General features: G+C 43.9%; 19 protein-coding genes and 3 pseudogenes. 9 read left to right on the plus strand and 13 right to left on the minus strand.

Features of this window, described 5'->3' with window-relative positions; translation table 11 throughout:
* Window positions 1–105 precede the first annotated feature (105 nt).
* Window positions 106–237 (minus strand): annotated as a pseudogene (locus ACOCD9_RS01055) (ISL3 family transposase); the annotation flags it as partial.
* A gap of 292 nt (window positions 238–529) precedes the next feature.
* On the opposite strand from ACOCD9_RS01055, the gene ACOCD9_RS01060 reads away from it, so the two are divergent.
* Entirely contained in the window at window positions 530–1,966 is a 1,437-nt protein-coding gene (locus ACOCD9_RS01060; protein ID WP_287699752.1) for an NADP-dependent isocitrate dehydrogenase, read from the plus strand.
* A 536-nt stretch (window positions 1,967–2,502) separates the two neighbouring features.
* Here the strand turns inward: ACOCD9_RS01060 and ACOCD9_RS01065 are convergent.
* From ACOCD9_RS01065 to ACOCD9_RS01100, 8 genes and pseudogenes are all read right to left on the minus strand, one after another.
* Window positions 2,503–3,132 (minus strand): DUF1294 domain-containing protein, encoded by a 630-nt coding sequence (locus tag ACOCD9_RS01065; protein ID WP_002731896.1) that lies wholly within the window; start codon window positions 3,130–3,132, stop codon window positions 2,503–2,505.
* 504 nt (window positions 3,133–3,636) lie between these two features.
* A pseudogene (locus ACOCD9_RS01070) lies at window positions 3,637–4,032 on the minus strand (ACP S-malonyltransferase).
* Window positions 4,029–4,403, minus strand: a complete 375-nt coding sequence (locus tag ACOCD9_RS01075; protein WP_002784772.1) for a DUF433 domain-containing protein — start codon at window positions 4,401–4,403, stop codon at window positions 4,029–4,031. The pseudogene ACOCD9_RS01070 and the gene ACOCD9_RS01075 overlap by 4 nt, the downstream one beginning before the upstream one ends.
* Window positions 4,404–4,923: 520 nt before the next feature.
* Window positions 4,924–5,718 (minus strand): hypothetical protein, encoded by a 795-nt coding sequence (locus ACOCD9_RS01080; RefSeq protein WP_419546171.1) that lies wholly within the window; start codon window positions 5,716–5,718, stop codon window positions 4,924–4,926.
* Between the two features lie 407 nt (window positions 5,719–6,125).
* Window positions 6,126–6,590, minus strand: a complete 465-nt coding sequence (locus tag ACOCD9_RS01085; RefSeq protein ID WP_123230820.1) for a DUF29 domain-containing protein — start codon at window positions 6,588–6,590, stop codon at window positions 6,126–6,128.
* A gap of 16 nt (window positions 6,591–6,606) precedes the next feature.
* A complete protein-coding gene (locus ACOCD9_RS01090) occupies window positions 6,607–7,065 on the minus strand; it encodes a DUF29 domain-containing protein (RefSeq protein WP_002734421.1) in 459 nt (152 codons plus the stop codon).
* Window positions 7,066–7,108: 43 nt separating this feature from the next.
* Window positions 7,109–8,092 (minus strand): protein-methionine-sulfoxide reductase catalytic subunit MsrP, encoded by a 984-nt coding sequence (gene msrP / locus ACOCD9_RS01095; protein ID WP_419546172.1) that lies wholly within the window; start codon window positions 8,090–8,092, stop codon window positions 7,109–7,111.
* Window positions 8,093–8,177: 85 nt separating this feature from the next.
* Window positions 8,178–9,563, minus strand: a complete 1,386-nt coding sequence (locus ACOCD9_RS01100; protein WP_419546173.1) for a cytochrome P450 — start codon at window positions 9,561–9,563, stop codon at window positions 8,178–8,180.
* Window positions 9,564–9,959: 396 nt separating this feature from the next.
* Here ACOCD9_RS01100 and ACOCD9_RS01105 point away from each other — a divergent pair, with 396 nt between their 5' ends.
* A complete protein-coding gene (locus tag ACOCD9_RS01105) occupies window positions 9,960–10,715 on the plus strand; it encodes a TVP38/TMEM64 family protein (protein WP_419546174.1) in 756 nt (251 codons plus the stop codon).
* Between the two features lie 5 nt (window positions 10,716–10,720).
* Here the strand turns inward: ACOCD9_RS01105 and ACOCD9_RS01110 are convergent, their stop codons facing one another.
* The 4 genes from ACOCD9_RS01110 to ACOCD9_RS01125 all read right to left on the minus strand — a co-directional run bounded on the left by ACOCD9_RS01110 (window position 10,721) and on the right by ACOCD9_RS01125 (window position 15,392).
* Window positions 10,721–11,344 (minus strand): ribonuclease HII, encoded by a 624-nt coding sequence (locus ACOCD9_RS01110; RefSeq protein ID WP_419546175.1) that lies wholly within the window; start codon window positions 11,342–11,344, stop codon window positions 10,721–10,723.
* Window positions 11,341–13,515, minus strand: coding sequence for an Rne/Rng family ribonuclease (locus tag ACOCD9_RS01115; RefSeq protein WP_419546176.1), 2,175 nt, complete (start codon window positions 13,513–13,515; stop codon window positions 11,341–11,343). The genes ACOCD9_RS01110 and ACOCD9_RS01115 overlap by 4 nt, the downstream gene beginning before the upstream one ends.
* Window positions 13,516–14,322: 807 nt before the next feature.
* A complete protein-coding gene (locus ACOCD9_RS01120; RefSeq protein WP_287699747.1) occupies window positions 14,323–15,078 on the minus strand; it encodes a DUF2232 domain-containing protein in 756 nt (251 codons plus the stop codon).
* A gap of 140 nt (window positions 15,079–15,218) precedes the next feature.
* The gene (locus ACOCD9_RS01125) at window positions 15,219–15,392 is read right to left on the minus strand and encodes a hypothetical protein (protein WP_287699746.1); all 174 of its coding nucleotides are present in this window, start codon (window positions 15,390–15,392) and stop codon (window positions 15,219–15,221) included.
* Window positions 15,393–15,426: 34 nt separating this feature from the next.
* Between ACOCD9_RS01125 and ACOCD9_RS01130 the strand changes: the two are divergent.
* The 7 genes and pseudogenes from ACOCD9_RS01130 to ACOCD9_RS01160 all read left to right on the plus strand — a co-directional run.
* Window positions 15,427–15,705: pseudogene (locus ACOCD9_RS01130) on the plus strand (transposase); the annotation flags it as partial.
* A gap of 337 nt (window positions 15,706–16,042) precedes the next feature.
* A complete protein-coding gene (gene ylqF / locus ACOCD9_RS01135) occupies window positions 16,043–16,882 on the plus strand; it encodes a ribosome biogenesis GTPase YlqF (RefSeq protein ID WP_287699745.1) in 840 nt (279 codons plus the stop codon).
* 379 nt (window positions 16,883–17,261) lie between these two features.
* A complete protein-coding gene (locus tag ACOCD9_RS01140) occupies window positions 17,262–18,746 on the plus strand; it encodes a glutamate synthase subunit beta (RefSeq protein ID WP_419546177.1) in 1,485 nt (494 codons plus the stop codon).
* Between the two features lie 153 nt (window positions 18,747–18,899).
* Complete coding sequence (locus ACOCD9_RS01145) at window positions 18,900–19,142, plus strand: DUF433 domain-containing protein (RefSeq protein WP_419546178.1); 243 nt, start codon at window positions 18,900–18,902, stop codon at window positions 19,140–19,142.
* Window positions 19,143–19,285: 143 nt separating this feature from the next.
* Window positions 19,286–19,759, plus strand: coding sequence for a type II toxin-antitoxin system VapC family toxin (locus ACOCD9_RS01150; protein ID WP_419546179.1), 474 nt, complete (start codon window positions 19,286–19,288; stop codon window positions 19,757–19,759).
* Window positions 19,760–19,761: 2 nt separating this feature from the next.
* Window positions 19,762–19,989: a hypothetical protein gene (locus tag ACOCD9_RS01155; RefSeq protein ID WP_016516182.1), complete on the plus strand. Its 228-nt coding sequence runs from the start codon at window positions 19,762–19,764 to the stop codon at window positions 19,987–19,989.
* A 114-nt stretch (window positions 19,990–20,103) separates the two neighbouring features.
* Window positions 20,104–22,053, plus strand: a complete 1,950-nt coding sequence (locus tag ACOCD9_RS01160; protein WP_419546180.1) for an AbiA family abortive infection protein — start codon at window positions 20,104–20,106, stop codon at window positions 22,051–22,053.
* The last annotated feature ends 146 nt before the right edge of the window (window positions 22,054–22,199 follow it).

The raw sequence follows: 22,199 nt of genomic DNA on the forward strand, positions 1-22,199 counted from the left end.
AGACTCGTATTATATACATGACTACCATTCCACGGGTACATTAAGAAAAGTTAATGAGTGTATCCATTAATGGATAAGGGGTTTCGGCTCTTGTAGTATATATATTTGATGGCAATTCGGACATTCAATTGTTTCATTTAAAAGAGCGAGCTTTAAGAAAATTGTCTGAGCAGTTTTTTGATAATTGACCCCTGTTACATTCGGTAAATCGAGGAGTTGATCAAAATTTATCCACATAACCCACCTCCTGTTCTGTGTCACCATTATACCATGCTCACACAGAACCTAGAAAAGCCCAATTTTAGGTAAAGTGTCATCAAATTCCTGCGAAGTCTCTTGCCTCATCTCAACAAGCAATCTAAATACGCGGGCAGCTTAAAAGAGTCTTAACTATGGCAGTTATCTTAATGGTGAGGTACGAAGTTGATGCCAGTAAGGGAATCTTTAAGAAATTAGCCAAAATGCCTGAGTATAGATATTGACGGCGCTAGACTGCCAACGTATAGATAAATACTGTTTCTGGAAGCCCATGACTGTCAGCTACGAAAAAATTACCCCACCGACAACAGGCTCGAAAATTACTTTTTCTGACGGAAAACCTCTAGTTCCCGACGATCCCATCATTCCCTTCATTCGCGGTGACGGTACGGGGGGCGATATCTGGCCCGCAACCGCAAAAGTTATCGATGCAGCGATCGCCACAGCCTACGGTGGTCAAAGGAAAATCCATTGGTTTAAAGTCTATGCTGGTGATGAAGCTTGCGAAATCTACGGGACTTATCAATATCTACCCCAAGATACCTTGACAGCGATTAAAGAATATGGTATAGCCATCAAAGGTCCCTTGACCACTCCCATCGGTGGCGGCATTCGTTCCCTGAATGTGGCTTTGCGGCAAATTTTTGACCTTTATGCCTGTGTTCGTCCCTGTCGTTACTATGCGGGAACCCCTTCCCCCCATAAAACCCCGGAAAAACTCGATGTCATCGTCTATCGGGAAAATACCGAGGATATCTATCTCGGCATCGAATGGAAACAAGGCACGGAAATCGCCGATAAACTGATTAATTATCTCAATACAGAACTAATTCCCGCCACTCCCGAACACGGTAAAAAACAAATTCCCCTCGATGCGGGTATCGGGATCAAACCGATTAGTAAGACGGGTTCCCAAAGATTAGTCCGCCGGGCGATCGAACGAGCGCTGACTTTACCGAAACCGAAAAATCAAGTTACTCTCGTCCACAAGGGTAACATTATGAAATATACGGAAGGGGCGTTCCGGGATTGGGGTTATGAATTAGCTAAGAGTGAATTCCGGGATGTGTGCGTTACCGAGATGGAATCATGGATCCTGAGTAATAAGGAGAAAAACCCTGATCTGACCATCGAAGATAACGCCCGCATGGTAGAACCGGGTTATGATGCCCTTACGGACGAGAAAAAAGCCAAAATCTGCCAAGAAGTGACCAGTGTTCTCGATGCTATCTGGGAAACCCACGGCAATGGGCAATGGAAAGATAAAATTATGGTTAACGATCGCATTGCCGATAGTATCTTCCAACAGATCCAAACCCGTCCCGATGAATACTCGATCCTCGCTACTATGAACCTGAATGGCGATTATCTCTCCGACGCAGCAGCGGCGATCGTCGGTGGTTTAGGGATGGGACCCGGGGCGAATATTGGCGATACTTGCGCTATTTTTGAGGCAACCCACGGCACAGCCCCTAAACACGCCGGTTTAGACCGAATTAACCCCGGTTCGGTGATTCTTTCCGGGGTGATGATGTTGGAATACATGGGATGGCAAGAAGCGGCCGATTTGATTAAAAAAGGCATTGCGGCGGCGATCGCTAATCGACAAGTTACCTACGATTTAGCGCGTCTGATGGAACCCCCCGTTAATCCTCCCCTGAAATGTTCCGAATTTGCCGACGCGATTATCTCCCATTTTGGCGATTAATTTTCTGGTTAGGGTAGCCTGAAAACTGCCCTATTTTTCGGAAAATACCCTAACTACCGAGGTCTTGACAAAATAGGAAAAAACCAGAATTCCCCCCTTGATACCAAATTTCTAAATCTATGACAGACATCCAGGCTTGAATGCTTGCCAGGCGTTGTCAAGTTTGAAGATGATGGCGCATCAGAGCAGACTTGAAAACGCTTTAACAGTAAGGCTCTCGTTGTGTCGCAATTCATTCTTCATATTCTGATCTGACAACGCCGTAAGCAATGCCTGAAAGACATCCCCCACATATCCATTCTTTGTCATCAGATAAACCATCACCCATACTATCTTTATATCACGCCCAAAAGCGTGTTAGCCAGATTAGCCCACACCGCACTTAAACCCACAGCTTCAATCCATGGGCATGGTGCGTTCCCCAAAATCGATCGCTGGAGCAGTGGGAGTCACATTAGGGAACGCACCCTACAAGATTGGCGTACTGCTACGCAGTGCCTTCGGCATCGCACTGCTGCTTTTAGAATCGCAATACGTCATAGCGTTCCTCCCGAAAACAGCCAAAACAGCCATACAACATAATGAATGATCACGATCGCCCAAAAAGTGACTTGATAAGACTTTTTCTGACCTTTATGGCGCAATATTCGCTGGGCAATAAACCCGCCCAACCATCCACCTGCAAGTTCACACAGATGTAGCGTTTGTTCAGAAGTTCGCCAATCCTTTCGTTTAGCACGAGATTTATCATCTGCGTATAGAGCGTAAGTCACTAAGCTCATTACGGGATAAAGAATCAGTGGAATGGGATTGCGTGTCGTCCATGTAAAACGAATAGCTCCAAACAAAGGCAGAAGCGACAACAGAACTAACTCAACTATCGGAAAGCTTGAAATGATGGCATCAGAGGGTTTAGTTCGACTACTTGAAGGTTCTGACTTGTTTCTTGCTCCCAGAATAAATGCGTTGTAAGCTCGAACTTTGCCATCTGAGTCAACTATGCAGTGGTAATAAATCGTGTCGTTTTCTTGTGGACGACGGGTTGCATCTTTAATTTCAGAAATATGCAAAAAAACTTCCTGACTCCCATCAACGGGTTGAATAAAACCAAATCCACGCTCATCTTTCCATTTTGTAAGCTTTCCACTGCGGAGACCGGATTGCATAAAAAATCTCAATAACGAAAACTTTGTGATTCTAACAAATCACCTTCAAGGACAGCCACAACCAAAAAACGAAGCAGCCCAACTACATATTATAGGTCAACTTTCCGTATAACACTCTTGAAAGTAACAATATGTGGAAACTTTCCGTATATCACTCCATTTAGGCGCAATCGCCAGAACTTTTCCCTATATCACGCCCAAAAGCCTGTTAGCCAGATTAGCATATTGCCAAAAACCTTGTTTAACTAAATTTCTGACAATTAGGCTTATTCTAGCGATGATTCCTCTGTCTGACCGCACCCCTTGACAAAAATTTATAATTATTAGACCTTTAGCGATCGCTATCGGGAGATAGTTGTTTTTTGTCACAGCAGTGGGGAGAAGGGAGCGGGTTTTTCAAGTTGGATTGGCAGTTAATCATGCTATTAAAAACCGATTTAGTATAAAGACCCCGTTATGCCGTGTCCCTACAGATAGACTTCAACGGCTCTAGCATTCGGCGCGTCACGGAATAAAAATGCGTCTTGCACCTCGATAGGTATCAATATCAAGCACGATTTCAACAAGACTTTCAACACACCGACCTCGATATTCGGAATCATTCAAAAGCCGATCAGCATTGCTAACGGTGATCACAGGCAATGACTCTGAGGTATTTTCTTCACGCAGGACCTGCTCTAGGGAATCTTTCCCTTCCATACTGCGATTAGCGGTAAGCAAAATCATCTGATTCTCTTGAGCAAGTCGCCAAACCGTCCTGTCATCACTGTTGATCGACAAATCCATCTCTGCAAAGGTGACGAACTGCATCGGGACGATATCAAGCCAGCCCTAAGTTGCGATCGCACCCAAGAAAACCAAGGCATGACCTTTGAGATTGTGATCAATCAAAAAAATCATACTTTCGACTCACGCTTTGCCTTAGCCACTCGAAGCTTTTCCCAAGCAGCCTCGGAGCCTGGCTTAGGTGGTTGCGCAGCAATACGGGCAACTCGCTCACGATTTTGCTCTTCATAATATTGTCGGAGTTCTTCAGCTTCTTTGAGAACTTGCTGGTACTCAGCCTCTACATCCGCACGATGAGCCTCAATATAAGCCAGGGCAGTGTTAATTTGCTCTTCCGTCAGATCAAATAATCCCTGAATGAACTTAGGTGGATATTGAGCAGTCACATAATCCATCACATCGTAGAGGGTGATGCGGGTTCCTGCGATCGTCAGTCCCCGCTCTGTACGAATGATAGCGGTTTTTCCATTAGATGCGAGCGTCATAGCTATAGTCTCAGTCTTTCACCATCTCATTCCATATTACCGCATGAAAAAGCAAGGTGAGCAAACGCCCACCCTGACTACTAATTCGCAAGCTCTTTAATCCTCGACCCAGACTTTCAAAATGTATTTCAGCCTCGTTCCTGCATCTAGCCAGTAGTGAACTCCAATATCTGGCAATTCAGTATCATTTGTGTGAGCATCACCAGGCCCCGTACTACAAGATCGGCGATCAAATTTAGACCACAGCTTCAATCAATGGGCATGGTGCGTTCCCCAAAATCGATCGCTGGAGCAGTAGAAGTTGCATTAGGGAACGCACCCTACAGCTGATTCGAGCCAATTATTTTTATTAATAAATATTTAACACAATTCATACCAGGTAAGCAAGAGAGCTACGCCACTACTACCGAATCATTACCCTTCAGCGGACAGTAGGTAGTACACTTTGGATCATACCCTAACGCATTGCTCTGTTCCGCTGCAAGCCCTTATTAGGTGTTTTGTAAGCATTTTATAAAGATTATCCAAAATTTAGAAATTGTCGCAGATCAGAAACTAATTTTTGGTTGCTACAATTACCATGAGGTAATGCAATTTCTTTGCCAGAGTTCAGTTTTATAATAACCTTATGTTCTATTGACATACCATTATCTTGAGTTTCAAGATCGATCGATTCAATTGCAGATAGAGGAAACTCCTCTATATTTGTGGTGCGGAACCACCTCTTGCGAGTGATTGTAAAACAGTTACGATCGAGATCGAATATACAGACTGAGAAGCTATCACGCGCTACTAAAGCTGACATTAACAACCCCATTAACAAAAATGGGCTGGAGTACAATAAAACTTCTTTCCAGCTTCCTCGGTGAATATCAAGCTGGTCTTCTGTGGGAGTTGAAATAAAGTAATTAATTTCACGGACAACTCTATTTGCTTCAAGCTCAGAACAAATACCCGGTATCATGGTAAAAACTCTAAGGGAAGCATCTTGCTTTACTACTACAGTCGGCAAGTGACAGTATTCTCCCGATTCGCTATCTCGGCTACTTGATTTTTCTGTCTTGGACATGGACAGTGCAGATAATTCAAATGAGACTCTTTCTCGTTTAAAGAATGATCCTATAGCTATTTCGCACGTTCCTTCATATAACTTTGCTCTTTGGCATGTCAACCTAAAACCATTCCCTGATAAGAAAGCTCCCAGTAACGGAATAAATGAAACAAAGCCAAAAATGATAAAAGCACCGCATAAAGGTTGCCTAAATTTGAATTGTCGAGAATTAGTTTGCTGAATACTCATAGTTGGATTTTCCACGAATTTATCTCACTAATATGACTTTGCGCTGTTTCACTGATTTTCTGATACGGCAGATCAAGGGGTTTAGCTTTAGTGGGAAGGTTCACCTAACTATTAATTATAGAGAAACTTTCCGTATAACACTCTTGAAAGTAACAATATGGGTCAACTTTCGGCATATTACCCCATTTAAGCGTGATCACAAGAAGTTTCCCCTATATCACGCCCAAAAGCGTGTTAGCCAGATTAGCATATTGCCAAAAACCTTGTTTAACTAAATTTCTGACAATTAGGCTCATTCTAGCGATGATTACTATATCTGACCGCACCCCTTGACAACAATTTACAATTATTCGACCTTTTGCGATCGCTATCGGGAGATAGTTGTTTTTTGTTAGAGCAGTATGGAGCAGTCTAACTGATGGCTATATTTCCAGATTATCGCCCGCAGGAAACCAATCTTCATCGAGAATTTGTTCAAGGGAACCAATGGGAATAGCGGGGAAAGTATCGAGGGGTAATTGAGAGCGATCACTGGCATTTTTTCGGGCCGAAAGATAACATTCATCGAAAATTTCTAAAAGATAGGGTTTCAGACTAGGACTATCTTTAAGTTCATCTAATATATCGAGACGAAAAGTTCTAATCTCTCCCTTCCAGTGACCTTCGTTTCTCTCTCTTTCTGCCGCCCAATATTTGAGCTTAAGTAAATGTTCTAATAATCGGGTTAACAGATTTTTAATTGTGCGCTTTTCACTCCTTCCCATACTTGCTAATTCCTCCAGTAAATTCTCTAAATCTACCCGCTCAAACTGTCTGGCTTGCAGTTGATTAATAGTAGTTCTAATCCAGAGATAAAAGTCTTCTTCGTACTGGGTTTTATTATCCATAATTTACCTCTATATATTACTCGTGGTTATTAGTGGGAAACCAATCTTCATCGAGAATTTGTTCAAGGGAACCAATGGGAATAGGGGGGAAAGTATCAAGAGGTAATTGAGTTCTAACTTGAGCCTCTTTTCTAGCAAATTGATAGCATTCCTCAAAGATTTCTAGAATATAGGGTTTCAAACTAGGGCTATCTTTAATTTCTTCGATTATTTGTCGGCGAAAGTTGAGAATTTCTCCCTTCCAGTGACCCTCATTTCTAGATTTTTCTCCTGTCCAGTAGGTTAGTTTCAGCAAATGTACCAGTAATTGAATCAAAAGATTTTCGATTTTGCGCTTTTCACTCCTTCCCATACTTGCTAACTCCTCTAGTAAATTCTCTAAATCTACCCGCTCAAACTGTCTGGCTTGCAGTTGATTAATAGTAGTTCTAATCCAGAGATAAAAGTCTTGTTCGTACAGAGTTTTATTGTCCATAGATACTTAGTTAAACTGAATAAAACGAGGGTAATCATCAAAATCAACTATACAAACTAGCCACATATTCACCGTAGCCATTATAGGGCAGAGTTTCGATAATTTCCCAAGATAAATCACTTCTACTGCCGATAAATTTCTCCGTTGCTTGCGACCAACGGGGATGGGGTTTACTGGGGTTGACATTAGCCTCAAAATCGTATTCGTGAGCGTCAATTGTGTTCCAGTAGGTGGCGGGTTGTTTGGCGGTAAATTCAATTTTTACTATCGATTTTGCCCCTTTAAAACCGTATTTCCAAGGAATAACCATTCGCAAGGGTGCGCCGTGTTGTTTTGGTAAATCATGTCCGAAAATTCCCACAGCAAAGAAAGCTAATTCGTTGGCCATTTCTTCAATTCTTAAACCTTCTGCATAGGGCCAGGGTAAGGCTCCTAAATGTAATCCTGGCCCCTGGGTAATTTCCGGTTCATAAAAGGAGGTAAAACGGACGAATTTTGCTTCTGGTTTTGGTTCCACTGCCGCAATTAAAGCACTCATGGGAAAACCCAGCCAAGGTAACACCATTGACCAAGCTTCCACACAACGAAAACGATAGATTCTTTCTTCGAGAGGGAAGGTTTTTTTAATAGTATCTATATCGTAGGTTTGGGGATTTTTTACCAATCCTCCCACTTCTACCATCCAGGGATTCGTCGGTAGTTTCTGCGCTTTTAACCAGATATTTTTCCCCCCTCCGAACTCATAAAAATTGTTATATTTCCCCGCTACAGTTTCGGCAACTACGGGCCGATTTACCGTTGAAAACTGCGGATTTTTGCTGAACCCTTCAATTTTAGGTAATTGCAAACTTTTTTCTAAAGCTTCCGAGGAGGAGGATTTACCACAAGAAGTTAATAATAGGGAACTCCCCGCAATTCCTGTCCCGATTAACCCCTGTAAAAAGCGACGACGGTTAAAATAAACACTTTCGGAAGTAACTTCATTTTCGGAAATTTGCCAGGATTTAGCTAAACGAATTAAGACCATAATTATCCCCAATTTTATTGACAAAAAAGCAGAGTTATGATATGGGATACCACAACTCTGATTGTACAATATTTTGTCAGTTTTTTTAAGAAATTTCGGCGAGCATGGGGGCAGTCACCAGAGGTTCCCGTCGTCCTTTTAAGACCATGGGAACTCCTCGCGAGGGAGCAAGGGTGACACCGCGGCGACTGGGTTTTTCGGGGGTATTATTAACTAGAGTTAACTGATAATTGGCCAAAATTGTGGCGATAGCGATTTTCATCTCGTAGATAGCTAAAACTTCCCCGATACAACGACGCGCCCCACCACCAAAAGGCATATATTCGTAGGGGGTGAATTGTTTTTCTAAAAAGCGTTCTGGTTTAAAAGTATGGGAATCGGGGAAAGTTTGCTCACGGTGGTGAGCTAGATAAATACAACCCATAAGAATTGTCCCTTTTTCTAAAGGATAACCATCTAGTTCTACCGGTTCTTCCACTACTCGCGGAAAAGTTAACATTCCCACGGGATGAATGCGTAAAGTTTCCGAACAAACCGCCGAAAGATAGGGTAATCTAGTTATATCAATGGGGTTAGGATTATCTCCTAAAGTGGCTATTTCTTGGAGAATTTTTTCTTTAATTTCTGGATAGCGATGAGTCCAGTAGAGCGCCCAAGACATAGCAGTGGCTGTGGTTTCATGACCTGCGAATAATAAGGTCATTAATTCATCGCGCAATTCCTTATCGCTCATCGGGTTGCCTTCTTCATCCAGGGCCGACATCAGTAGTGATAAAATATCGCTACGATTGGGGTTAGGATTAGCTTTTCTTTCGGCAATTTCTGTATAGACAATATCATCAATTTTTTCTTGGTAACGCTGGTATTTTCCCCAGGGACTCCAAGCACCCAAATCAGCCTGCAAAATTGGGAAAAATAACAAAGAAACCATCACCGGAGAGTTAAAAATATCGAGCATTTCAGCCAGAATTTTTTTCAAGGTTTGATAACGTTCCCCTTGACTAATTCCAAAAACTGCCTCCATAATTACTTGTAAAGCGATTGCTGTGGTCGCTGAACGGGCCTTAAAAGGTTGATTTTGTGGCAATTCTGCCATTACTCTTAGGGTAATATCCCGGATTAAATCGCCGTAGAAACGCATTCTTTCCCCGTGAAAAGGTGGCAATAAAAGCTGACGACGTTTTTTGTGGATATCTCCGTCTAACATGACGACGGAATAATCACCAATAATCGGGGCAATAATCCGATTGGCTTCCCCCGGTGCCGAAAATTTTTTACGGTCATTAGTTAAAACCTGTTGTAGGGCTGAAGGACTACTGACAAAGATAAAATTATCTACAGTTAAACCCACTTTTGTGCTAAAAATATCGCCATGCTTGCGGGCGGAATTTTCCATAAAAGCTACGGGATTAATGATCCATTGTGCCATTTGCACGAAGGTGGGGACTTTGACTTCGGGGAGGATTTTCATAGATTGATTGCTATATCCAATGCTAATTATTTCTAATTGTGACATTTTTTACCCAGAGACGGCAAGGTGTAATAAGCTGCCCGCGCATTTAAATTGCTTATTGAGATGAGGCAAGAGGCAACAGGCAAGAGGCAAGAGGCAACAGTAAAGGGATTAGGGGAGATTCAGCTAATCTAAGGATAGGCGGTTAAGATGCGTCCTAGCTTATCAAGTAAACAGCAAAAATTACCGGGCTGTTGCTTGTCTTATCTTCCAGGAGAGAGAGGGATTTTCTGGGAATTTTCAGGATTGGCTTTCTGGTCTAAACAATGATAATCGGGGTAGAATAGCCCCAGTTCTATTTAATTCGCTTCTATGGTTCAATCTCTTTTTTTTCATTCCTTATAGGGACTTTTTATGATTATTTCCAAGTTTTTGCCCTTAGGAAAAACTGTGATTATCAGGCATTTACTGTTATTAACTACATTTAGCCTTGTTTTTTTCCTGACTACTCCCCCTGCTTTTGCCCTCGAATCCAGTGCCTCCACCGGTTTTAATCCTCAAACTATTCTTTTTAATGCCTTAACTTGGGTGGATAGTTTGGGAGCCGTGGGAGCGATCGCGTTTATAATTATCTATATTCTAGCTACTGTGGCCTTTTTTCCAGGTTCAATCCTGACTTTAGGGGCTGGTGTGGTTTTTGGCGTGGTTTTAGGCTCTTTTTACGTCTTTATCGGGGCGACTATCGGCGCTACTGCCGCTTTTCTGGTGGGACGTTATCTGGCTAGGGGTTGGGTGGCGGAAAAAATTCAAGGTAATAATAAATTTCAAGCTATCGATGAAGCTGTGGGGAAAGAAGGCCTAAAAATAGTGCTTTTAACCCGTTTATCTCCCATATTTCCCTTTACTCTGCTCAATTATGCCTATGGTGTCACCGGGGTTTCTCTGAAAGATTATCTACTAGGTTGCGCGGGCATGATTCCGGGGACGATAATGTATGTCTATATTGGCTCTTTAGCGGGCAGTCTTGCCACTATCGGGACCTCGGCACCAGCCACTAACCCAGTTTTATCATGGACTATTCGTCTTATCGGTTTTATCGCTACTGTTGCTGTCACCCTCTACGTCACAAAAATTGCCCGTCAGGCCCTGGCATCAGTTATCAGTGAGTAAACCCCTCAATCGCCATCCCCACCCCACTCTGCCCTTGAGTGGGGACTGACGCGGATTTGTTGACAGGGACTAAAAGAGAGCCGGTGCTGAGAAGTAAGTCCATGGTTGCCAATCGCTTCTAGGTGTTGAGCAGTGCCATAACCCTTGTGACGAGGGAGTCCATAATCGGGATAGCGTCCGTGCCAACGAGCAATTAAGTCATCGCGCCAGACTTTGGCCACGATACTAGCCGCCGCAATTACCGGCGATTGTTGGTCTCCCTGAATTACCGCCTTTTGGGGGATTGACAAATCTTTAATAATGTGCTTGCCATCGATCAAACAGAGACTGGGGGAAAGGGGTAATTTCCCGATAGCTCTGCTCATTGCCAGTAGGGAGGCATGAAGAATATTCAAGCGATCGATCTCTTTCACCGTAGCATAACCGATGCGACAAACAAAATCCCGTTGTATTTGCTGGCTCAATTTTTGCCGTTTTTGGGGGCTAAGTTGCTTACTATCCTTCACCCCCAACTCCCACAGCCGGGCAAAACCAGAGGGGACAGTGACCACTACGGCCGCCACCACGGGGCCAAATAAAGCCCCGCGCCCCACTTCATCGACACCAGCAATTAAGGGTTCTGCGCTCATGACTCATCGGCAGTGGCGGAGGAACGACGGCGACGACGACGCAGCACCGTGGTTTCGGCCTCTACTTGTGGCTCCTCCTTCACCTCGGCGCTCACCGGAGTTTCTAAAGGAATGACTTCGCCGAGAAAAACTGGAGTTTCGGGCGCAATCGGTTCGGGCGTAAAAGTCACTGGCGCACTAGCTTCTTGGTTGATTTCCTGACTAACTTCGCTAGTGGTGGGACGACGACGACGGCGCACTAAGGGACGATTTTCGGCTTCCTCGCCAGTTTCCGTCGCCTCTACTGGGGCGGTGGCGGCTGTGTCCTCGGCTTCTAGGGTAGGAGTCAAGGATATTTCAGGAGTGGCAGCAGGCGTTTCTGGGTTTTCCGCTTCTCTTTCCCCTGGCAGTTTCACGGAAACAATCACCGATTTCGGGTCTTTAAACTCCTTATCCACCAAAATCAGGGGAGAAATGCCCATTAAAGAATAAACTTCCTGTTCTACCGGGGTCATTTCCACGGAAACCCTTTCCCGTTCGGCGACGGGGATATTTTTGGCGGTGCTGGCATCTTCTCCTCGTTTCGAGAGACGGGCGGGGCGTTCTCGTTTTTCCTCAAGGCGTTGGGGTTCTGATTCTGGCTCGATTTCGTTGTTAACACCGTTAGTAGAGGCTTTTTCGCTCCGTTCCTCTTTGAGTAACAGTTCCGAGGGACGACGACGACGGCGACGACGAGAATTATTAACCTGTTCTTGATAGTTGGGATGGAAGGAAAGATCTATCTCTTGGGCGTTTTCTTCGGCCTCAAATTCGGAGAAAACTTCTAGATAGGGTTCGGCAGCGGCAACGCTAGGAGCGCTCTTATCTGGTAGAACTTTTGTATTAATCGGGGCAACGACAAGGGTTTCTTTTTCCGCGCGGCTAAGGGTGGGGGTTTCTAGGGCGATGGCGTTGCCTTCTCCGGGTAGATGGGCTAAATGGCCTAGTCCGCCGCAATGGTCACAGGTTTTGCCGAATAATTCATAAATGTTTTTCCCCTGACGCTTACGAGTTAATTCCACTAACCCCAATTCCGATAATTGGGCAATCTGGGGCCGGGCTTTATCGCTTTTCAGGGACTTATTAAACAATTCCAACAGTTTCAACTGGTCGCGACGGGAATCCATATCGATGAAGTCCACCACCACCACACCGCCGATATTTCTCAAGCGCAGTTGTCGAGCGATTTCTGTGGCGGCCTCGCTATTAGTCCAGAGTACGGTTTCCCGGGCCGTGGCCGAACGGGTAAAGGAACCAGAGTTAACATCAATTACCGTTAAAGCTTCCGTCGGTTCGATGATAATGTAGCCGCCGGAGGGTAAATCAACCCGGGGTTTCAGGGCCTCGCGAATGGCGGCGTTAACCCGGAAATAGTCGAGAATTGGCTGGGTTTCCCGATGGGAGTCGATATAAACCCCTTCGAGAGCCTTGCCGCCGCCCCAGTTCGTCAATTGCTGTTTAACTCGTTTTACCGCCATCGGGTTATCCACAACAATGCGATTGACATCGGCACTGTACATATCCCGCAAAACCCTTTGAATAAAGTCATCATCGCGGTTCAGCAAGGCCGGGGCCCGGGTGCTGACGGCCATCTGTTGGATGCTCTCCCACTGTTTTTGCAGAAATTCCAAATCCTCGATAATCGCCTCTTCCGCTTTGCCTTCGGCCTCGGTGCGTACCAGCAACCCCATCCCCGCTGGTTTGACCAAAATCGCTAAGGCTCGTAAACGGGAGCGCTCGTCTTCACTGCGGATGCGACGGGAAAGATTCACCCCACGACCATTGGGCATCAATACCAGATAACGACCGGGGAGAGTGACATTTCCCGTTAGTCGCGGTCCTTTATTGCCAGTGGGTTCTTTCATTACCTGTACCAGCACTTTTTGCTGGGGGGCCAGTAATTCCGTGATAGCACCGGCGGTTTTTTTCAGTCTTAAGGGGCCTAGGTCGGTGACATGGATAAAGCCATTGCGTTCCGCATCGCCAATATTGACGAAGGCTGCATCTATCCCAGGAATGACGTTTTCTACTAATCCTAGATAGATGTCGGCCACCTGCTGATTACCTGTGGCTACAACTAATTCCTGAATTTGATCTTCCCAAAAAACAGCCGCTATATGGTGTTGTTCGGCTATGATTATTTGTTTTGGCATTCAATTTCCTCAATCTTTCGGTTTCAAAAGCGACGGACCATGGGCTATTTGTCTATGCTTTGAGGCTACTTCCGGAAATCTGGTCTTGTTAAGAAAGTTCTAAGAAGATGAGTCCGCATCGTTAAAGCCTCATCTTGATATTCATCTGCCCCCCAGACGTGGGAACTGAGTCTTGGTTTCAGTTGTTAAGTCTGTTTGGCAAGTGCCGGCTTGACCCACAATTGGACAAGCACAGCCAGGAGACGAGATTTTCAATTAATCCCTGAGTCTTGCTCGATAACAGCATTTTTTATCCGTTTCCGCCGGTTCTGTCTATCAGAATCTAGGAAAAAAGGAGTTTTTGAGTTACTCCCCTCGGCAACAGGTTTCTGTGGAAGGGAAAATAGCGCACTTTTCGATTTTCCAAAAACCACGATTCTTTTAAGAAATGCTTTAATCGAGTCTTATAGACGACTATAACTCACTCGGTCACTCTCTGACAAGACGATAATCGGGGAAAAATGATCGATTAACAGTTGACTGGAGATACTGACCATAAAGCACTAAGGGACTTGCGTGGGAATAATATCCCAGCCAGAAAATCGCTCTGTAGAAGAATCAGACCGGCCAGATGGCATATTATCAAAGCGCAAGTCCCTTAGCTGCGGAGGCGCTCGAAGGCTCTCCCCCTACTTAGAGTGATCAGCAAACCTGAACGCTCGGAGGGCGCAAGCATTGCGCCCCTACAGTAACGGATTTTGTCCACAATGTAGGGGCGAACTGCGTTCGCCCAAAAGGTAGATTATCAAAGCGCAAGTCCCTAAATAATTACTCATAATCTAGTATGACCTGTACCCATTTGGGCGGACGAGGAATCGGATTACCGAGGCGATCAAGAACTAATAACGCCACTAAATGCACGGCAAATAAGTATAATAAACTATTGACAAATATACCCACAACTGCTAACGATTGCACTTGCAGCAGCGTCGGTTTAGCGAGAATCCCTAACTGGGTGAAAATCCAATCAATAAAATTAGTCGCTTGGGTAATCACATATAACCAGAGATTTTCGCCTAAAAGAATTGAAAACAGCCAAAAACGAAAGAATAAACCAAAAGCCCCCAACAGTCCCCCAGTCAAGATAGAAAATTCCCAGCGCGCACCCCGGCGCCAGCATAGCCCCAATTGTAACCCCATCAGGCCGTGGGGAATCAAAAAGACGATACTGCGAGTCGGTCCCATTAACACCGACAAAAGTAAACTAGAAACTAATGCTGTCATCCAAGCACAACGAGCGCCCCAACGTAAATAGGCTAAAGCGATAGGAATCGGGAAGAAAACCCTTAATAACGGTCCGAGGGGAAAATAATAATCAATTAACCAGATTAAACTGGTAGCACTGGCCAAAAAAGCCGTCTCCACCGTGATCAGGGTAGCGATAGACTTGAGAGGAGATGGTTGCATAGGTTTGGCAGTGGGTTTATCTAAGGGTTTCTCCTCTTCCCCCAGATCTACCCAATTGGTTTCATCTATTGTCTCTTCTGAGGATTGATCAGGAGAATTAGCGTGAGAATCATTCATTCTATCAGTTATCCGGTGGTCGGTACGGGTTGGCCGGCTATCCTTAGCTTAGACTTGCGACTCCCAGTCAGGCAAGAGGCAGAAAATAAGTAGTTAGGTGTTAAAAATTGTCAAACCCCCCTTATTAAGCTATCGATTAGTCAGATTTTTCTTAACAAAAAGATAAGAAAATAAAAAAAAGGGAAACGATTGATAGGCATAGTTTTGAAAGAAGGAATCATACCAAATCCAGTTGTTAAAGACTGATTATTTATTCTTCCTGTTGCCTCTTGCCCCTTGCCTTTTGCCTGTCTTGATATGTAGCCTATACTCAACGGATTTAGTATCAAGGTCGAGGTGAGCAAAAAAATGGAGAAATGGGCAGCCCAAGAATTACAGTATGCAGATCTAGGGGACACGAGAAGAAAGAAAGGATTAATCAGTATCGTGGAAAACTTCGCCAGCCAACCTAGTATAAGTGTGCCACAAGCCTCGGGAAATCTAGCCGCCGCCAGTGCCACATCCGACTTTTGGAATTCACCCTATTTTCACCCCTCAGATCTAATTGCCGCCCAAGCTAAAAGTACAGTAGAAAGAATCAAAGAACATCCAATAGTTTTGGCAGTTCAAGACACAACCAGTTTAGACTTAATAATTGCTTCTCTTGGGTTTTTTTAGGTAGAAAAGGCGACCCCTCGGCTTCTCTCAGGCTTCGGCCGTGAGATCAGCGTTGAAACTATTTGCTTGGAACCGCGAAGGTTAGATGATATCAGCCAGACTTGCAAACTATCTGATCAAATTAGTTCGGCCATAGAACTCCCTTGAGCCATCAGGCACACTTTTTTCTTTTTGTCAAATTTTATGTTAAGAAAGATGTAACTAATGGATAGCTTAATAAGGGGGAATCTGACAATTTTTAAAACCTACCTACTTAGCTATCTAGGGACTATTTCTGATAAGATTTAATTTTATACTCCCATCTCCCATGTCGTTAATTCAATGGTATCCCGGTCATATTGCCAAAGCGGAAAGAAAACTCAAGGAACATCTTAAACTCGTGGATGTGGTCCTAGAAGTGCGCGATGCTCGCATTCCTTTAGCCTCCCATCATCCCCAGGTGGACGATTGGATTGGCAATAAACCGCGCTTGTTAATCTTAAATCGTCTCGATATGATTCCCGAATCTGCCCAGCAACAATGGGTAACATGGTTTAAAAGTCAAGGAGAAACCGTCTATTTTACTAACGCTAAACAGGGAGAAAGAGTTAAAGCAATTATCAAAGCGGCGGAAAAAATTGGCGATGAAATTAACCAAAAACGCCAACTAAGAGGAATGTTACCCCGTCCAGTGCGCGCCGTGGTGATTGGGTTTCCCAATGTGGGTAAATCTGCCCTGATTAACCGTTTATTAGGGCGAAAAGTCGTTGCCAGCGCCCGCAGGGCCGGAGTAACGCGACAATTACAATGGGTACGAATTTCCGACACCTTGGAATTATTAGACGCGCCAGGGGTGATCCCTTCCCGTTTAGATAATCAAAGGGATGCGGTGAAATTAGCTATCTGTGAGGATATTGGGGATGCTGGTTATGATAACCAAAGGATAGCGGCGGCTTTTGTCGATTTATTAATAGAATTACACTATGAAGGTCTTTTACAATCTCGTTATGGGTTGAATACTCTAGACATGACCGGGGAAGATTTTATCGAAAAATTGGCCAATCTCAAATATCAAGAAGATAAAGAAAGGGCAGCCATGCAGTTACTCAATGATTTTCGTAAGGGAATAATCGGGGCTATCCCGTTAGAATTGCCCCCTTCCTCTTGAAATAGCCTGTTTTTAACTCAATAGTTAGGGTCTGCTGAAAAAGTTTTTCCTAGTGGCAGGGTGTAGGGTGTAGGGTGTGGGGTGTGGGGTTTTACCGATTTTGAGGGGGTCAATTACCTAATTTTCAGGGAAAAAGTAGCTGAATTTCCCCCTGATCACTCCCATATCTGGTACTTTTGGATTTCAAAAAAGGCTAAAAGTCTTATCCAGCAAGGTTTTTAGATTTATTCAGCAGACCCTAGTTAATTCCCGAATTTGTCAAAATTACCGCCTGTTAGTCCACTGAGTTGCCGATAAGATTAAAGAAATCGGTAAAGTTGCGGGGATCGATCGAACCCTGAAGGAAGATAGGGAATAAACGACAGAGATAAAAAAGACTATGGGCAAACCGACTGGCTTTATCGAATTCCTGCGTGAACTTCCTTCCGAACTTACCCCCCTTGATCGCCTTCATAATTGGGATGAGTTTCATCTTCCCATGCCAGAAGATAAACTCCGCAATCAGGCCGCCCGTTGTATGGATTGTGGTACACCATTTTGTCACACGGGAACCCTAATTAGTGGCATGGCCAGTGGTTGCCCGATTAATAACCTGATTCCCGAATGGAATGATTTAATCTATCGAGGATTGTGGCGAGAAGCCCTTGATCGCCTCCATAAAACCAATAATTTCCCCGAATTTACCGGTAGAGTCTGCCCCGCTCCCTGTGAGGGTTCCTGTGTTCTCGGTATTCATAATCCCCCCGTTACGATCAAAAATATTGAATGTTCGATTATCGACAAAGGTTGGGAATCCGGGTGGATTACTGCCAATCCCCCCGCCATCCGTACCGGCAAAAAAGTGGCTGTGATCGGTTCCGGACCTGCTGGATTAGCGGCTGCCGACCAGTTAAATAAAGCTGGTCACTGGGTGACGGTTTACGAACGGGCCGACCGACCCGGAGGCCTGTTGATGTACGGTATCCCTAACATGAAGTTAGATAAGGAAGAAGTGGTTCTGCGTCGTCTCCAGATGCTGGAACAGGAAGGGGTAAAAATGGTCTGTAACACGGAAGTGGGCAAGGATATCAGCAGCCAAGACCTATTAAACGAATATGATGCCGTGGTTATCTGTACCGGAGCCACCAAACCCCGGGATTTGAACATCGAAGGTCGCCAATTAAAGGGCATTCACTTCGCCATGGAATTTCTCACAGCTAATACAAAAGCACTACTAGACGGACAGCCGGGGGAGGATTTTATCTCGGCTGCGGGTAAAGACGTAGTAATTATCGGCGGTGGTGACACGGGAACCGACTGTGTGGGGACTTCCCTGCGTCATAACTGCCGTAGCGTCACCCAATTAGAGATTATGCCGCAACCGCCCCGCGAACGGGCCGCCGATAATCCCTGGCCCGAATGGCCAAAAATCTACCGTCTGGACTATGGACAAGAGGAAGCAGCCGCCCGTTTTGGCGATGACCCCCGGGTTTATACCACCACAGCGACTAAATTCGAGGGGGATAGCGAGGGTAACGTCACAGGGATTCACACGGTACAGGTGGAATGGCAACGCAACGAAAAAGGGCAGTTTATCCCCCAACCGGTGGCAGGAACCGAAAAATTCATCCCGACGCAATTGGTTCTATTGGCCATGGGATTTTTGGGACCAGAACAGCCTTTACTCGATGATTTGGGACTAGAAAAGGATGGCCGCAGCAATATCAAGGCCGAACACGGTCAATTTGCCACTAGCTTACCGAAAGTCTTTGCAGCGGGAGATTGTCGTCGTGGTCAAAGTTTGGTGGTTTGGGCGATTAATGAAGGTCGCGGGGCTGCCAGGGAATGCGATCGCTTTTTGATGGGGGCGACGGATTTACCTTAAACCAGTAGTTAGGGACTTGCGTGGGAATAATATCCCAGCCAGAAAATCGCTCTCTAGAAGAATAAGACCAGCCCTAAATGGTACATTATCAAAGCGCAAGTCCCTTACTCCCGCTAAAGGTTAAAGTGATCATGAAGCAATAGAATTACTCTAATGAAACTAGATCGTATTACGAGCAATCCAAACCGTATGAATGGGCAACCCTGCATCCGTAACCTTCGCCTTACGGTTCGTCGAGTGATTGAGCTACTGGCAACTTATCCCGATCGAGCAGAATTACATCAAGAGTTTCCGGAACTGGAGGATGAAGATATTCGACAAGTCCTAATTTTTGCCTCTTCCTACTTGGATGATCGCATCATTGAACTTCCTAATCGCTATGAAGCTGTTGCTTGATCAGGGACTACCGCTTTCTGCGGCAACTTTATGCTGACAAGAATATTTCACGTACAAGGTTGGGTTGACGACTGTTACCCAACACCCTCAGAACCAAGATTAAATGCGGTAGGATAGGCATTGGATAGATTTTCTAGATTGCCGTGAGCGAAACCGTCTATATTGAAACCAGTATCTTAGGCTATCTTACTGCTCGACCCAGCAGAGATATTGTTGTGGCCGCAAATATTGAGGTGACGAAGGAGTGGTGGAATACACGTCGCGGCGATTTTCAACTTTACTCATCCCAAGCGGTCGTGAAAGAAACCTCACAAGGTGATGTTGTGATCGCATCTCAACGACTAGAAATCCTTGCTAATCTATCTTTACTCGACTTGAACCAAGCTGTGCTAGATTTAGCAGAGCAATTTTTGGAACGCAGCAACCTTCCCGCAAAAGCTGATATTGATGCTGTTCATATCGCCGTCGCAACCGTTCACGGCATGGATTACCTGCTCACCTGGAATTGCAAGCACATCGCCAATGCTCAAATTCAGGGAAAGTTGGCAGAGATCAGCCTTGATTTTGGCTACGAGTTGCCAATTCTTTGTACACCCTATGAACTTCTCGGAGGTTGATTATGTTTCAGGATGAGATTGTGGAAGAGATCCACAAAATTCGTGAAGAGTACTCTCGGTCATTCAATCATGACTTGAAAGCCATCTTTGCTGATTTGCAAAAGCAACAAGCTGAAAGTGGCAGAGAAGTTGTTACCTTATCTCGAAAACACGGTCTAACAACACGTTGGAGCGGACGAGCGAGAGATATTGATAGTGGTGCAAAGGATATTAGCCGCCGCTCAACTTAGCCGTTATGCCGCATAGCCCTTAGGGAGCAGGCCCAAAAGATTATCAGCATGTGAAGGAAGGGCTTACTTCATGGGCGCTCTAGATTAAAACAAGGCTTCTGTTGAAATTGAGCAATGACCAAAAGTGGCACAACCCAACTTGGGTATTTCATAAACTTCGACCTATGGCAAGATGCACTGGATCTTCTTAATTTTCAGATTAAGCAGAAGATGAACAATAGGCACTTTAATACTCTCAGTATGTTTTATTATGAGAGGCTAGATATAAATTGCCTCAACCATCCAACACAAGACTATTTCAATATAAAAATATCCAGTAGCCTCTTTTATGGTTTAAAGAAAGAGTTTTCTGTTCTCTCCTACGTCATTCCTAAACCAGGGCTAGGGCTAAGAGATTATAAATTTTTTACCTACCCAATGAGAACTGTATACTATTCCATCGGGCTTTATTTGCTTAAGTTATCGCAAGAATTCTTAATTGAAACATATAAAAAGATTGATAGCATTGAAGCTTTTTATGGTGGCAACCTCACCTACAAATCCAACAAGCTCCAAATCAATCCAAAGAATGTATATTATCGTAGTTTTCACGAGCAGTTTAAGTTAAAAATTAAAGAAGAAACTAAGTTAGACAACGCAAGCAAAGTAATATTAAAGCTTGATATTGAAAATTATTTTAATGAGTTATCAATATCAACATTGTTAAGCCTTCTCAGCCGTTTTATCAAGCCAAGTGTTCAGGCTAATTTGGCTTATGACATGTTTACAAGGGAGCAAATTATTTGCTTATTTCAATTCATCTCGAATGGTAAGTCTGGCATACCTCAAGGAGACAACAATATTATTTCAAGTTTCCTTGGATACTTGTATTTAGTTTTTGGTGATCTATTCATTGACGATGTACTGAATAGCTACAAACATGTTGTTGACTCGCATAAGATTATTAGATACACCGATGACATTTATATCTCTATAACATTCAAAGATATTATTGATCAAAAGGATCAGGGTTTGTTCGTTCATTCAATTGCTTCTCAAATCGCCGAGGTTCTATATAGTCAGCTTGGTCTCAAGCTTAATCTGAAAACACGGCTTTACAGACTATCTCAAGAAGAAGAAAAAGAGGAGCTATTGAAAAATATTAGAAAGTCATCTCCCAGTGATGAATATTTTAGTGCTATTCAAGAAGACGAGGAGGAAGAAGAGGAGGAATCCGAACCCCCTACTAAAACTCCTCAAGATAAACTAGAAGAAATATTTGAAGAGTTAAGGAAAATTAAAAACTCCAGAGTAGAAGACTATTTTGTGAGAGGTGATTCAGTACAAGAGGAAATTCTTCAAGAAGTATTTGACAAAAGTGTTGAGCAGATCCTTGATAAACCAGAAAACAAGGAAAAAATAGAGAAAATTTTTAATGATTTTGATTTTAATTTAGTTAAAGTACAGCCCCTTGAAATATTAATCATTCTACTTAAAGATACGACTGCAACTAATAATTTTAGGAAGTTTTGTTTAGATAAGACAATTATCACTACAGGGGATGCCGACTTAATTATCAAGTTCTTGTGTCAGACTAAATTTGCTGATATAAAACTATTAGAGAAGCTGAAGCAAAACTTTCACATGAGTAACATTATTGGTATTTTCCTTGATTGCAAGTTAAATTGTCATCAGCCTGGATACTATAATCTTGCCTGTATGCACATGAAAAAGTTGTCTGAGATGCCTGATGTTCTTGAACAGACAAAGCTACGAGTTTTAAGTGAGAAAAGCGCATCTTATTCCGTTGCACTTAATCATTTAGTTAATGAAATTCATGCCGTTTGTATAAAACAGGAACAAGCAAACAAGAAAAATTATGATGTCAACGATGTAGTTAAGTTCTTGCAATCAAAGGGTATCCAGCATGAGGTATGTATAAAAGTCAGAAACCTATTTGATCGTAGAAACTCTAATCGTGTTTCACATCCTGGTTCTGATGAAAGTATTGCTTGGGAAGTCACAAAGGAGGAGTACCTGGATTACTATGAGCATGTTGGGCGGTGCTTAGATTTTCTCTTGTAGCGCGATCGCCGATCTTGTAGGGTGCGTTCCCTAATGCAAGTGCGATCGCGTATCTTGTAGGGTGCGTTCCCTAATGCAAGTGCTACTGCTCCAGCGATCGATTTTTGGGGAACGCACCATGCCCATTGATTGAAGCTGTGGGTTTA

Source organism: Microcystis sp. (genome assembly GCF_048564745.1).
Lineage (GTDB): Bacteria > Cyanobacteriota > Cyanobacteriia > Cyanobacteriales > Microcystaceae > Microcystis > Microcystis ichthyoblabe_A.

Bases quoted from the DNA above. Each gene is read 5' to 3' on its own strand.
- ACOCD9_RS01115 (WP_419546176.1), bottom strand. From the start codon at position 13,515: ATGCCAAAACAAATAATCATAGCCGAACAACACCATATAGCGGCTGTT.
- ACOCD9_RS01155 (WP_016516182.1), top strand. From the start codon at position 19,762: ATGTTTCAGGATGAGATTGTGGAAGAGATCCACAAAATTCGTGAAGAG.
- ACOCD9_RS01110 (WP_419546175.1), bottom strand. From the start codon at position 11,344: ATGAGCGCAGAACCCTTAATTGCTGGTGTCGATGAAGTGGGGCGCGGG.
- ACOCD9_RS01140 (WP_419546177.1), top strand. From the start codon at position 17,262: ATGGGCAAACCGACTGGCTTTATCGAATTCCTGCGTGAACTTCCTTCC.
- ACOCD9_RS01100 (WP_419546173.1), bottom strand. From the start codon at position 9,563: ATGAAAATCCTCCCCGAAGTCAAAGTCCCCACCTTCGTGCAAATGGCA.
- ACOCD9_RS01145 (WP_419546178.1), top strand. From the start codon at position 18,900: ATGAAACTAGATCGTATTACGAGCAATCCAAACCGTATGAATGGGCAA.
- ACOCD9_RS01090 (WP_002734421.1), bottom strand. From the start codon at position 7,065: ATGGACAATAAAACTCTGTACGAACAAGACTTTTATCTCTGGATTAGA.
- msrP (WP_419546172.1), bottom strand. From the start codon at position 8,092: ATGGTCTTAATTCGTTTAGCTAAATCCTGGCAAATTTCCGAAAATGAA.
- ylqF (WP_287699745.1), top strand. From the start codon at position 16,043: ATGTCGTTAATTCAATGGTATCCCGGTCATATTGCCAAAGCGGAAAGA.
- ACOCD9_RS01060 (WP_287699752.1), top strand. From the start codon at position 530: ATGACTGTCAGCTACGAAAAAATTACCCCACCGACAACAGGCTCGAAA.
- ACOCD9_RS01065 (WP_002731896.1), bottom strand. From the start codon at position 3,132: ATGCAATCCGGTCTCCGCAGTGGAAAGCTTACAAAATGGAAAGATGAG.
- ACOCD9_RS01105 (WP_419546174.1), top strand. From the start codon at position 9,960: ATGATTATTTCCAAGTTTTTGCCCTTAGGAAAAACTGTGATTATCAGG.
- ACOCD9_RS01160 (WP_419546180.1), top strand. From the start codon at position 20,104: ATGACCAAAAGTGGCACAACCCAACTTGGGTATTTCATAAACTTCGAC.
- ACOCD9_RS01085 (WP_123230820.1), bottom strand. From the start codon at position 6,590: ATGGATAATAAAACCCAGTACGAAGAAGACTTTTATCTCTGGATTAGA.
- ACOCD9_RS01120 (WP_287699747.1), bottom strand. From the start codon at position 15,078: ATGAATGATTCTCACGCTAATTCTCCTGATCAATCCTCAGAAGAGACA.
- ACOCD9_RS01075 (WP_002784772.1), bottom strand. From the start codon at position 4,403: ATGACGCTCGCATCTAATGGAAAAACCGCTATCATTCGTACAGAGCGG.